Here is a 12,514-nt window from a genome sequence, read left to right as displayed (position 1 = left end):
ACGGCTTCCCCAGCGGCAGTCGGAGGGTGAGGCCCCATGGTCAGCATACACGCTGTGCGCGAACTTTTCCTCCAGACATTGCGGGAACTGGCGGAGCTGGTGACGGAGGACCGATCGTTTGGCGAACTGGAGGAAGCCGTTCAGCGGCTCAGCGGCCGGCTGACACTGCGGCTGCTGGAGTGGGTGTTGGCCGGGATCGATGAGCGACTGATGCAGGAGCGGGACCCGAGCCGATATGAGTGCCTGGATACGCGGGAGCGGGTCCTGGACACGCCGCTGGGCGAGTTGCAGGTGAAGCGACGTTACTACCGGGACCGGGCGACGGGCCAGGGTGTGTTCTTGCTGGATGAAGCACTGGGCTTGGAATCGCGGCGGCGACTGTCGCCGCGGCTGGAAGCGCTGTGCCGGCGGCTCGCGACGGAGATGCCGTATCACCGAGCGGCGGCGGTCCTGCGGGAGTTGACGGCGGGGCAGGCACCGGCGCGGGCGATGACGGTGTGGCGGGCGTCCCAACGGGCGGGGCGCCGGTTGAAGGAGGCGGCGGAGCGGCTACGGCGGTCGGTGTTCGTGGAGGGCCAGGTGCCGGAAGGCCGGCGCCGGAGCGTCGAGCTGCATGCCGAAGCGGACGAGGTTTATCTGCGGGGTCGAGGGCAACCGGTGGTGTTGAAGCTGGGGGTCGCGTACGAAGGCAAGCAAGCCGTGGGTTCGAACCGGCAAGCGCTGCGGGAGCGGCGGGTCGTGGCGGGGGTGATGCCGGGGACGGCCTTTTGGGAGCAGGCGAGCGCCTATTGGGGGACGCACTGGGATCTGAGCGCGGTCCAGGCCTGTTACCTCGGAGGCGATGGGGCGCATTGGGTCAAGCAGGGGTTGCAGTACTTCCCCCGCGCGTGTTACCGGCTGGATCCGTTCCACCTGCGGCGAGCCCTGCGGGAGGCGTTATCGCCTTCCGAGGAGACGTACGCCCAGGTGTGCCGGGCCATCGAAGCGGGGGATTGGGCGGGCGTGGAGTCGGCGCTTCGCCAGGCGCTACGGGGGCGGCGTGGTCCGGCGCGGGAGCGCTTGTTGCGGCTGCGCGGCTACTTGCGGGAGCACTGGGACGGGATTGTGGCTTCTGGGGAAGCGCCGCGGCTGGGGGCGATCGAAGCAGAAGTCTTTCACGTCCTTGCACGACGGATGAAACGGCATGGGGCGCGTTGGAGTGAACGCGGCGCCGACCACTTGGCGCGGCTCTTGAGCGAACGCGTGGACCCCCACTGGCGCGCGGTCCTCGGCGGCCGGCCCCTGCAGATTTCGCCCGGCGTGCGGCAGGCGACACGCCAGGCCGTTCAGCGCGTGATGCGCCAGCTCGAGGAGGACCCAGCCCGTTGGCTGCGTGCCCGCATCCCAGCGCTCACCGGGCCGCATGCGACCAAACCCTGGGTTCAGGTGCTGCGCGACCTGGCCCATGTCCACGCACCGGTGGCTTGACAGCCGATTCACCGCTGGGGGCACCCATCGGAACGTGACACGGACGGGGTGGGGGCCGTCGTCGGGCCTGCGGGGGAAGGCTGTGCTATCATTCATCGTTAGGCGACGGAGGCGAGCCCCGGTCGGCCAGGGGGCCGAGGGGCCAGGCCGACCAGGGGCCCGCCGGCCGAGGTCGGCCAGGGGCCGAACTCGGGACCGCCGGCTCGTGGACGGGCGGCCCCAGGGTCAGCGGGATCCGCCCCGGACCCGACCCGGCCCCGCTCCCGGATCCGGCGCGAGACCCGCCCTCCGCGCGCCCCGGGTCCGGGAGGGCGGAACCCGCCCGAGCGTCCGCTGCGGCACCCGGGTCGGCCGGCGGGGCGGGCCAGCGCGGGCGGCCTGCCCGGCGCGGCGGGCGGCACCGTCGCCCGAAGGCGTCCGCGGTCCGGGTGCAGGCCGGGAGGGCGTCCCGCCCTGCCGCGGGCCGACAAGCGAGGCGACGTGTCATGGACCGAGAGCACGGGGGCCACGGGGCACCCTCCCCCGACGGGTCTCCCGAGGCCGGAGGCGAAGGAACCGGCGCCGAGCCCGGCCGCCGCCCCGGCGCGAGGCGGCCGGTGCGCCAGGGCTACTCCCGCCCGCGCCGCGACCACCCCTATGACCCGCGGGTGCTGAACGATCTGGCCCAGGTCTTCATGGAGACCACGCTGCGGGAAGACGGCACGGTGGTCCGCCCCGACCGCCGGGAGGCGCTGGCCCTGGCGGAGCAGGTGTTGGACATCCTGTACTACTCCGGCTTCTACAACGCGGCGGACGTCGCGGGACTGCGCTTTCACCTCTACCCCCGCCTGGAGGCGGACGGGCAGCCCGACCTGATCTACGCCAACACCTGGATGGACGGCCGCTGGATGGAGATCGCCGTGATCGAGGTGCCGCGGCCCAACGCGCGCCCTCCCGAAGACGGCGGCGACGCGGATCCCGGCGGCGGAGAGGCCGGTTCGTCCCGCCCCGGGACCGGCGGGGCTGCCCCCAGGCGGACCGCCCAAGGCGGACGGGACCGCATGGCGGACGAACCCGGCCGCAACGGCCGCGTCCCCGCCGACGCGCGCGTCCGACCCGCGGTCCCACGCCCCGAGGGCGGACCGACGGGCTGGGACGGCTAGAGTCGCCGGCGACACGCCGCGGCCGCCTTTGCACTTCGCCGGCGACACGCCGCGGCCCGCCTCTGCGCCTCGCCAGCGGCGCACCGCGCCCCGCCTTTGGGGCCTCTGCGCCCCGCAGGCGGCGGGCGGCTGGCGGGGGTCCGTCGGGCGGCGATGCCGGCGCGGGGCCGTGCGCCGCACCCTTTCGTCGACGGCCTGCTTGACCATGCGGTCAGCGTGGTCCGCGAGATCGGTCCGTCACCCACGGCGCCCGGGGCGACGGGGCGTGCCCCGGATTTGCACTTGTGCAAAAATGTTGGGTGAAGCGAATTCCGCAGCGATTCCGCAGCGCATCCGTCGAAGGAAACGGGGGCATCGCCATGGATGACCCGAAGGGCCGCGACGGGCCGAGACCCCCCGCGGCCAAGGCACGACGGGCGTGGGCGCCGTCCGGGGGGGATCCGGCGTCCGCACCGCCGCCCGCCGTCGAGCTGCGCAACCTCTACGTGGCCTACGATCACCGACCCGTGCTGCGCGGCGTCCGCCTGGCCGTGCCGCCGGGGCTCTTGGTGGCCTTCGTCGGCCCCAACGGGGCCGGCAAGTCCACGCTCTTCAAGGCGATCCTGGGGCTGGTGCGGCCGGCGGCGGGTACGGTGCGCATCTTCGGCAAGCCCGTGGCCACCCAGCGGCGGCGCATCGCCTACGTGCCCCAGCGGGAGCTGATCGACTGGGACTTCCCGGCCACCGTGGCCGACGTGGTCATGATGGGGCGCGTGCCGCACCTGGGGTGGTTGCGCCGCCCCGGCCCCGCCGACCGCCGCCGGGTCGCGGAGGCCCTGGAGGAGGTGGGGATGGCGGCCTACGCCGACCGGCCCCTGGCCGCCCTCTCCGGCGGCCAGCAGCAGCGGGTGTTCATCGCCCGCGCCCTGGCCCAGGACGCCGATCTCATCCTCCTCGACGAGCCCTTTGCCGGCGTGGACGCGGCCACCCAGGAGGTGGTGCGGCGGCTGCTGGCCCGGCTGCGGGACGCGGGCCGGACGATCCTGGTGGTCGACCACGACCTGGGTGGGATCGACCACTACGACCGGGTGGCGCTGGTCAACGGGCGCATCATCGCCTTCGGACCGCCGGCCGAGGTCATGACTCCCGAGCGGCTGCGCCAGACCTACGGCGGCCGCCTGACCTACCTCGATCGCGTCGCCCTGCCGGGGGTGGTGCGCCCGTGAGCGGTGAGCCCGGCTGGCTGGGGATCCTGGTGGAGCCGCTGCGGTACCCCTTCATGGTGCGCGCCCTGCTGGCCGGCGTGCTGGTGGCCGTGGCCGGCGCCGTCACCGGCAGCTTCCTCCTGGTCCGCCGCTGGTCCCTCCTGGGCGACGCCATCTCCCACGCGGTGCTGCCCGGCGTCGCCGTCGCCTACCTGCTCGGCTGGCCCTACTTCACCGGTGCCCTCGCCAGCGCCCTCCTGACGGCGGCCGGCATCGGCTTCCTCGAGCGCAACACCCGCCTCAAGTCCGACGCGGCGACGGGACTGCTGTTCCTCGGCGCCTTCGCCGCGGGTCTCGCCATCCTGAGCCGCGCCCGTAGCAGCGTGGACGTGTTCCACATCCTGTTCGGCAACGTGCTCGGCGTGTCGCGGACGGACCTGGTGCTGATGGCCGGGGTGGCCGCGGCCGCCGTGGGGCTGGTCCTGCTGCTCTTCAAGGAGTTGCAGCTGTGGGCCTTCGATCCCCTGACCGCCGAGGTGGCGGGCCTGCCCACCCGCGCCCTGCACTACCTGATGATGCTGCTCGTCTCGGCGACGCTGGTCGCCGCCCTCCAGGCCGTCGGGGTGGTCCTGGCCCTGGCCATGCTGGTGACACCGCCGGCCACGGCGTATCTCCTCGTGCGACGCTTCCCGGCGATGATCGGGCTGGCGGTGGGGCTCGGCGTTGTGGCCGCCATCACGGGGCTCTACCTCTCGTTCTACCTCAACGTGGCCTCGGGACCGGCCATGGTGCTGGTGGCCATGGGGGCGTTCGCCGTGGCGCTGGTCCTGGCGCCGGAACAGGGGCTGCTCGCCCGCACCCTGGAGCGTCGTCGCCTGGCGCGAGTGGTGGCGGCGGAGGACGTGCTCAAGGCCCTCCACGAGCTGGGCACCGAGGAGGGCGCGGCGGACGGCAGGTCGGCTGCGCCCGTGGCCCTGGAGGCCCTGGTGGCCTGGACGGGTCTCTCCCGGCGCGAGGTGCACGGGGCCCTGGCTCGCCTAGTGGCCCGCGGACTGGCAACGTGGGAGGCCGGCGACCGCCCCCGGCCGCCCGGCGCCCGCCGCGCCGGGGGACTGGCAACCGCCCGCCGGCTCGGCCGGTTCGGCCGGCTCGCCGGGCTCGGCATGGGGGTCCCCGGGGGCGCCCGCCTGACGGCGGCGGGGGTGCGGGAGGCGCGCCGGCTCATCCGCACCCACCGCCTCTGGGAGCGGTACCTGACGGACGTGGCAGGGATGGCGTGGGAGGACGTCCACGAGGTCGCCCACCAGCTGGAGCACGCCACGCCGCCCCACCTGGCGGAGGAGATGGCCGAGGCCCTGGGCCATCCCGAGCGGGACCCCCACGGGGCGCCGATCCCGACCGCGGCGGGCGAGGTCCCGGGGGAGGCGGGGCCCCGGCCGGTCGCCCTGGATCGAATCCCGGCGGGTCGGGAGGCCGTGGTGGTCCGGGTGGACGACGAGGACTCGCACCTCCTGGCCCGGCTCCGCCGCAGCGGCCTGGTGCCGGGCGCCCGGGTCCGGGTGCTGGGGCGGGAGGTAGGGCGCATCCGGCTCCAGGTGCGGCCGCGGGACGCAGGCGACGGGCAGCCGGGGGCCGGCGCACCCGCCGGGCCCGGCTCCACCCTCTGGCTGGGCGACCGGGAGGCGGGCTGTCTCTACGTCGCCCCGGTGGACGCGGCGCCTGCCGAGGGGGCGCAGCGCGCCCCCGACGAGGGGCCGCCCAGTGGGGCGGCGGGGGCGGCGGGGACGGCCGACGACGGGGATCCCCCCGGCGAAGGGTCGACGCGGCCGGGCGACGGTGCCGACGGCCCGGTGAAACAGCCATGAGGGGGACCGGGCGGCGGACGGGGTACGCCCTGCCCGCCGGGGGACGCGACCCGTGCTCGTCCGGGCACGGGGCATCGCGGCCCCGCGGCGTGGGGCAGGCCGTGCCCCCGCCGGCCCATGGGGCCGGCGCCTCGACCCCCCGCGCCGTGGACCGGGTCCTGCGCCGCCTCCCCCGGGCCCTGCCGGTGATCCTGCTGCTGGTGCTGATGGCCTTCGCCGCGGTGCTCGCCGCCGGTCGCGGCTGGTGGGCGCAGATCGCCGGCCCCGGGGATCCGCGGCCGCTGGTGGTGGCCAGCACCACGATCCTGGCGGATCTCGCCACCCAGGTGGGCGGGCCGCGGGTACGGGTCCACAGCCTGCTGGCCCCCGGCCAGGACCCGCACAGCTACGAGCCCGTGCCGCGGGACGCCCTGGCCGTGCACCGCGCCCACCTGGTGTTGCTCAACGGGTACGGGCTCGACCTCTGGGCCGAGCGCCTGCTGGACGCACGCCCGGACCGCCGGGCGCTTCCCCGGGTCGTGCGGGTCGCGGAGGCCGTGGATGCCGATCCCCTGCCCTGGCCCGGCGATCCCGGCCGCGCCGATCCCCACCTGTGGATGGATCCGGTGCGGGTGATGGGCTACGTGGACGTGATCCGCGACGCCCTGATCGGGATCGACCCCGCGGGCGCCGCCTTCTACCGGCGGCAGGCCGACCGGTACCGGGCGGAGCTGGCGGAGCTGGACCGCTGGATCGCGCGGCAGGTGGCGGCGGTGCCCCCGGAGCGGCGGCTCCTGGTCACCACCCACGACGCCTACCGGTACTTCGGCCGGCGCTACGGACTGCGGGTGGTGGACACCGTCTGGGGCATCAGCACCGAAGAGGAGCCGTCGGCGGCCGACCTGGCCCGCCTGATGGGGAACCTGCGGCGCTACGGCGTCCCGGCCTTCGTCGAGTCGACCATCAACCCCAAGCTGATGGAAGAACTGGCGGCCCAGGCGGGCGTACCCATCGGCGGTCGCCTCTACGCCGACTCGGTGGGGCCGCCGGGCAGCGGCGCGGAGACGTACCTCGGCATGATGCGCCACAACGTGCGGGTCATCACCGCCGCCCTGCGATCCGGACGATGAGGCCGCTGAACGGGATGCGGGTCGGACTCGCGGCGGGTCCGGCGACCTGCCCGCCGCTGGCACCGCCGGGCGGCTTGGCACGGCGCCAACCGCGGGCTACCATGGCCTTGGCAGGACGTTCCTGGCCGGGGAGGGAGAGGATGGCCCCCTGGTGGCGGCGGGTGACCGCCGGGTTGACCGTCGCGGTGCTGGCAGGCGCCGTGGCCTGGCTGTTCACGCCGGCCGGCGGTGCCTGGCGCGAGGCGGCCCTGGCCGTCCTGGGCGGGGGCCGCGAACCCGACGCCGAGCGGATCCAGGCCATCAGCCAGAGCCTCGCCGCCGCCACGCCCGAGGAGCTCGAACGGGCCGAGAAGAACGTCCGCGCCGTCCACGAGCGGATGAACCAGATCGCCGGCTGGGGGCACCTCTCGCTCCTGCGCGACCGGCAGAGCCCCGCCTGGGACGCGGTGCGCGAGGTGCTGGAAGGCGACGCCCTGCGCTTCCTGCGCGACGTGGCGCCGCGGCTCACGCCCGCCAGCGTGGGGAGGGACCTGCAAGCCTTCGCCAAGGCGCTCGAGGAAGGCTATGCCCGCCGCGACGCCGATCGCGTGCGGGTGGCCCATCGCATCGTCCACGACCTGGACTACTTCGTGTTCAATCACGAGACGGTGCCGGGCGGCGACCGCCACTACTGGGGGGCCACCATCACCCTGGAGGGCGAGGACGCCCTCGCCCAGGAGGTCCTCGGCCCCGCCGGGGAGGCGGGCACCCCTGCGGGCGGCCGCCCATGATCGCGCCCGCCTCCCGCGCTCCACGGCAACCCCGAGGGCGTCGACGGCAACGCACGCCACGCTCGATCGCTCGAGTCAGGTAGCGCGTTGGGACGGCCGGGGCCCGGCCCGGGCAGCCGGGCCGGGCCCCGGCCGGGGCGGCACGGGCGGCCGTGGGCCGGGGGCCGCGCGGCCGCCCGCGGCAGCCGGAGGGGCGCGAGGGCCGGACCCAGGCGGAGTGGACGGCGTGGGCCCGGCAGGGCGAGGTGCCACCGGGAGCCCGGCCGCGCCCGGGCGGGCGGAGCCACCGCCTCAGTGCCGCGAGGCAGTGCCCGCCACCCCCGCCCGCTTCCGCTCCAGCACCCGCCGGGCCGCATCCACGATGGCCTCGGGGCTCAGGCCGTACTTGCGCATCAGCTGCTCCGGCTCGCCCGATTCGGCGTACGTGTCCTGGATCGCGACGAACTCCGCCGGTACCGGCACGGTCTCCGCCAGCGCCATGGCGATGGCGCTGCCGAGACCCCCGGCCTTGAGGTGCTCCTCCGCCACCACAAGCGCGCCCGTCTCCTCGGCCGCCGCCTGCACCGCCTCCCGGTCCAGGGGCTTGACGCAGGCGAAGTCCAGCACCCGCGCCTCGATGCCCTCGGCCGCCAGCCGTTCGGCGGCGGCCAGGGCGGCGGCGACCATCAGGCCGTTGGCGGCGATGGTCAGATCCCGCCCCTCGCGCACCGTCACCGCCTTGCCGATGGCGAAGTCGAAGGGCCGCGAATCGTAGACCAGGGGCGCCTTGGGCCGTCCCACCCGGATGTAGACCGGCCCCGGGTGGTCCAGGGCCGCGGCCACCACGCGGCGGGTGGCCGGTTCGTCCGCGGGGACCAGGACCACGAAGCCCGGCAGCGCCTGGGCCAGGGCCACGTCCTCCACGGCCATTTGGCTGACGCCGTCCTCACCGATGCTGATGCCGCCGTGGCTGCCGACGAACTTGACGTTCAGCCCGGCGTAGTTGACGGCAATCCGCATCTGGTCGAAGGCCTTGCACATGAGGAAGGCCGCGAAGCTCGCGCAGACCGGGATCTTGCCGCAGGAGGCCAGCCCGGCCGCCAGACCGACCATGTTCGCCTCGGCGATGCCCACGTTGAAGAACCGGTCGGGAAACTCCTTGGCGAAGTACCGCGTGTAGGTCGACTTGGACAGGTCGCCGTCCAGGACCACCAGCTCCGGGCGCTGGCGTCCCAGTTCGACCAGGGTCTCACCGAAGGCCTGGCGCGTGGGCTTCCCCGTTGGGAGGCCGAACATCCCCATCCCCTCCTCGCCCTCCATTCCGTCCGGGTCCGCGGAGGCCCGACCTCGGGTCGGCGGCGCGCCCTGCGCCCCGGACCGCCGGGGACCTAGGACGGACCGGCGCCCGGGGCGCTCGCCGGCGTGCCGCCCTCCAGCTCCGCCAGCGCCCGCTGGGTCTCCTCGGGTGTCGGCGCGCGGCCGTGGAACTCGTTGTTGTTCTCCATGAACGAGACGCCCTTGCCCTTGACGGTGTGGGCGACGATCATCACCGGGCGGCCCGTGCCCGCCCGCGCCCGCTCCAGGGCCGCGACCACCTGCGCCAGGTCGTGGCCGTCGATCTCCTCCACGTCCCAGCCGAAGGCGCGCCACTTGTCGGCCACCGGCTCCAGGGAGACGATGGCGTCCACCGCGTCATCCAGCTGGTAGCGGTTGTAGTCCAGGATCGCGATCAGGTTGTCCAGGCGGTGGTGCCCGGCGAACATCGCCGCCTCCCAGACCTGGCCCTCCTGGATCTCGCCGTCGCCCAGCAGGACGAACACGCGGTAGTCCTTGCCGTCCAGCTTGCCGGCCAGGGCCATCCCCGCGGCGATGGAGAGCCCCTGGCCCAAGGAGCCGGTGGATGCCTCGATGCCCGGACAGTCGCGCCGCGACGGGTGTCCCTGGAGGGGGCTGCCCAGCTTGCGCAGCGTCTCGAGCCAGCCTAAGGGGAAGTAGCCGGCCTCGGCCAGGGCGGCGTAGACGATGGGCACCCCGTGCCCCTTGCTCAGGACGAACCGGTCGCGGTTCGCCCAGTTGGGGCGGGCCGGATCGTGGCGCATCACGTGGAAGTACAGCGCGGTGACGATCTCCGTCGCGGACAGGGAGCCGCCCGGGTGGCCCGAGCCCGCCGCGGCGATCATGCGGATCACGTGGCGGCGCAGCTGGCGCGCCCGTTCTTCCAGCGACGCCAGCGTCTCTGCCGGAACCGTCGGTGCAGGCACGTGCATCGCCTCCTGCCGGCCGTGCATCCGGGGGAACGCGAAGCCGCTGCGCGTGGGGGCCGCGCAGGGGTTGGACTTGGCCCGATTATGCCCGGCTTGCCCGCGGGACTCAACCGGGGGCGGTCGGTCCCGCCGGGGGGCCGGCGGCCGCCGCGGCGGCGCGGCCCGCTCCTAGGATACACGACGGGCGGAGCCGTTGCGTTATCCTTATGGGTGAGCCGGCCGCCGCGGGCCGTCGCCGGGGGTCGCCCGTGCCCCGGCCTGCGGACCGCGGCTTGCCGGCGCGGGAGGTGAGACCATGGCCAAGGTCACCGAGGAACAGGTGCGGGAGGCCCTGACCGACGTGATCGACCCGGAGATCGGCCTCAACGTCGTCGACCTGGGGCTGGTCTACCGGTGCGAGGTCGACGACGACGGCGTCGTGGAGGTCGACATGACCCTGACGGCGCTGGGCTGCCCCCTGGGCGATCAGATCGTCAGCCAGGCGAAGCAGGCCATCGAGCGCCTGGAGGGGGTCAAGGAGGCGCGCGTCCGGCTGGTGTGGAACCCGCCGTGGCGGCCCGACATGATGTCGGAACGGGCCCGGATGCTGCTGGGGTTCTGACCGGACATCCACCGGGGGATGGTGGCGGGGAGAGGCGGTGCGGGGCGCCGCCGCGGGAGGGCGGCGGGGGCGAGGACGACCGATGGCAGACGGCGCGACACCGGATGCGATGCGAGGACGGGTGGTGCGCTCCCCCCTGCGGGTCCGCTTCGCGGAGACGGACGCGCAGGGGGTGGTCTATTACGGGAACTACTTCGTCTACTTCGAGGTCGGGCGGGTCGACCTGCTGCGGGAGGCGCGCGGCGCCTCGCCGGAGGGACGGCTCGCCCCCGCGGGCGCTGCGGCGCCCACGGCGGAGGAGGGCACGGCGGCCACCGCCGCGTCGGCCGGTTCGTCCGGCAACGGCGCCGGGGCCGAGAGGGGCGGCGGGATCGGGGCGCTGGTGGTCGCCCACGCCGAGTGCGACTATCGCGCGCCGGCCCGGTTCGACGATCGGTTGGAGGTGCAGACCTGGATCGAGGCGCTGGGTCGGACGAGCATCACCTTCGGCCACCGGGTCGTGCGGCTGCCCGAAGCGGAGGAACTCGCCCGCGGGCGGGTGGTGGCCGTCCACCTGGGGCCCACCGGGCGGCCCGCACCCCTCCCCGACGACTGGCGTCGCGCCCTGGAGCGCTACCGGCTGGTGGAGGGAGCGCCCGTCGCGGACTGACAGGCCAGCACCCGCCGCCGACCTCCCTCCGGTCGCCGTACCGGATCCCGCACCTGGGGGTGCATCGCGGCGTCCATCCGGACCCAGCGGACGGGGGCGCATCGCCGGATCCAGCCGGACCCCGCGGATGGGGACGCATCGCGGGCTCCAGCCGGATCCAACGGGCGGGGGCGCATCGCCGGATCCGGGGGACGGTGGCGCGCACCCGGTGACGACGTCGCGCTCACCCCGTCACGACCCGTACCCGGAACAGGTCCTGCAGGGCCATGACCCCGGCGCCGATGGCGCAGGCGTCGGGGCCGCACTCGGCCAGCACGATCCTGGTCCGGCGCTGCATCAACGGGAGGGCGCGTTCCGTGGCGATCTGCCGGATCGGCTCCAGGATGAACCGGCCCGCCTCCACCAGCGGCCCCCCGATGATCACCATGTCCGGATTGAAGGTGTTGATGGCGTTGGCGACGCTCACCCCGAGGTAGGTGGCGACGCGGTTCAGGGCCGCGGTGGCCGCCGCGTCGCCCCCCTTGGCCGCCTCGACGATGTCGTGGGTGCTGGGCGGGGTGCCGTCCGTCCCCGCTGCCCCGTTCGGCCGGGCATCGGCCGCCTCCTCGCCGCGGGCGTGGCGGCCGCGATCCGCGGCCTGCGGCCCCGCCAGCTGCTGGTAGAACCGCCGCAGCGCCGCCTCCGAGGCGTAGACCTCGAGGCAGCCGCGGTTGCCGCACGCGCACCGCGGACCCGTGACGTCGACGGTGGTGTGGCCGATCTCCCCCGCCATCCCGCCGCTCCCGCGGACCAGCTCCCCCTGGATGATGATCCCCGTGCCGACGCCGATGCCGACGCTGTAGTAGACCGCGTGCCGGGTGCCGCGCGCGACGCCGCACCACGCCTCGGCCATCGCCCCGGCATTGGCCTCGTTCTCCACCTGGACGGGGACACCGAAGCGCTCGGCGAAGTAGGGGCCGACCGCCACGTCTTCCCACCGCAGGTTGGGCGCGTAGAGCAATACGCCCCGCTCCTGGTCCACCAGCCCGGGCACGCCGATGCCGATGCCCAGCAGGCCCCGCGGGGTGTCCCGCTGGCGCGCGGCGGCCGCCGCCATGAGCTCGGCCAGCCGCGCCATGGTCTCCGCGGGCCGGCGCCGGTTGTCGGCCTGTTCCCGCACCTTCCAGACCACCTGGCCCGTCAGGTCCAGCACCGTGACGTTCAGGAAGTCGACCCCGATCTCGCCGCCGAGGACGAACCCGGCACCCCGGTTGAGGCGGAGCAGCCGCGGGCGTCGTCCGACCCGTCCGGTGCCGACCCCGACCTCTTCGACCAGGTGCTCGCCGAGGAGCTCGTCGATCAGGGCCGAGACCGTGGCCTTGTTCAACCCGGTGGTCCGGGCGATGTCGGCCCGCGAGAGGGGCGCCTGCTGGCGCAGCAGGTTGAGGACGATGGACCGGTTGATGGCCTTGACCAGCGTCTGGTCACCGGTGCGGAAGACCAAT

General features: G+C 74.7%; 11 protein-coding genes. 8 read left to right on the top strand and 3 right to left on the bottom strand.

Annotation, left to right across the window (positions count from 1 at the left end; all coding sequences use genetic code 11):
- Positions 1–36: 36 nt before the first annotated feature.
- The 6 genes from Q5761_RS10025 (at position 37) to Q5761_RS10000 (ending at position 7,537) form a co-directional block, all read left to right on the top strand.
- On the top strand, positions 37–1,467 hold the full coding sequence (locus Q5761_RS10025) for an ISLre2 family transposase (RefSeq protein ID WP_318750496.1): 1,431 nt from the start codon (positions 37–39) through the stop codon (positions 1,465–1,467).
- A gap of 485 nt (positions 1,468–1,952) precedes the next feature.
- Entirely contained in the window at positions 1,953–2,609 is a 657-nt protein-coding gene (locus Q5761_RS10020) for a hypothetical protein (RefSeq protein ID WP_318750495.1), read from the top strand.
- 359 nt (positions 2,610–2,968) lie between these two features.
- The gene (locus tag Q5761_RS10015; protein ID WP_318750494.1) at positions 2,969–3,814 is read left to right on the top strand and encodes a metal ABC transporter ATP-binding protein; all 846 of its coding nucleotides are present in this window, start codon (positions 2,969–2,971) and stop codon (positions 3,812–3,814) included.
- Positions 3,811–5,658 carry a metal ABC transporter permease gene (locus tag Q5761_RS10010; protein ID WP_318750493.1) on the top strand — a complete coding sequence of 616 codons (1,848 nt, stop codon included), beginning with the start codon at positions 3,811–3,813 and terminating at the stop codon, positions 5,656–5,658. Before Q5761_RS10015 ends, Q5761_RS10010 begins: the two co-directional genes overlap by 4 nt.
- Positions 5,655–6,767 (top strand): metal ABC transporter solute-binding protein, Zn/Mn family, encoded by a 1,113-nt coding sequence (locus tag Q5761_RS10005; RefSeq protein ID WP_318750492.1) that lies wholly within the window; start codon positions 5,655–5,657, stop codon positions 6,765–6,767. Before Q5761_RS10010 ends, Q5761_RS10005 begins: the two co-directional genes overlap by 4 nt.
- Positions 6,768–6,907: 140 nt before the next feature.
- The gene (locus Q5761_RS10000; RefSeq protein ID WP_318750491.1) at positions 6,908–7,537 is read left to right on the top strand and encodes a hypothetical protein; all 630 of its coding nucleotides are present in this window, start codon (positions 6,908–6,910) and stop codon (positions 7,535–7,537) included.
- A gap of 291 nt (positions 7,538–7,828) precedes the next feature.
- Here Q5761_RS10000 and Q5761_RS09995 read toward each other — a convergent pair whose 3' ends face one another.
- Together Q5761_RS09995 and Q5761_RS09990 are read right to left on the bottom strand one after the other, a co-directional pair.
- The gene (locus tag Q5761_RS09995) at positions 7,829–8,812 is read right to left on the bottom strand and encodes a transketolase family protein (RefSeq protein WP_318750490.1); all 984 of its coding nucleotides are present in this window, start codon (positions 8,810–8,812) and stop codon (positions 7,829–7,831) included.
- Positions 8,813–8,904: 92 nt separating this feature from the next.
- The gene (locus Q5761_RS09990) at positions 8,905–9,777 is read right to left on the bottom strand and encodes a transketolase (protein ID WP_318750489.1); all 873 of its coding nucleotides are present in this window, start codon (positions 9,775–9,777) and stop codon (positions 8,905–8,907) included.
- A 298-nt stretch (positions 9,778–10,075) separates the two neighbouring features.
- On the opposite strand from Q5761_RS09990, the gene Q5761_RS09985 reads away from it, so the two are divergent.
- Positions 10,076–10,381, top strand: a complete 306-nt coding sequence (locus tag Q5761_RS09985) for a metal-sulfur cluster assembly factor (RefSeq protein ID WP_135224250.1) — start codon at positions 10,076–10,078, stop codon at positions 10,379–10,381.
- A gap of 82 nt (positions 10,382–10,463) precedes the next feature.
- A complete protein-coding gene (locus tag Q5761_RS09980; RefSeq protein ID WP_318750488.1) occupies positions 10,464–11,030 on the top strand; it encodes a thioesterase family protein in 567 nt (188 codons plus the stop codon).
- A 223-nt stretch (positions 11,031–11,253) separates the two neighbouring features.
- Here the strand turns inward: Q5761_RS09980 and Q5761_RS09975 are convergent, their stop codons facing one another.
- Positions 11,254–12,513: an ROK family transcriptional regulator gene (locus Q5761_RS09975; RefSeq protein ID WP_318750487.1), complete on the bottom strand. Its 1,260-nt coding sequence runs from the start codon at positions 12,511–12,513 to the stop codon at positions 11,254–11,256.
- Position 12,514 lies beyond the last annotated feature (1 nt).

This window comes from Thermaerobacter composti (assembly GCF_033582035.1).
Taxonomy (GTDB): domain Bacteria; phylum Bacillota; class Sulfobacillia; order Thermaerobacterales; family Thermaerobacteraceae; genus Thermaerobacter; species Thermaerobacter composti.
Note: the sequence above shows the minus strand (reverse complement) of the source record. Positions and strands in the feature narration are given on the sequence as shown.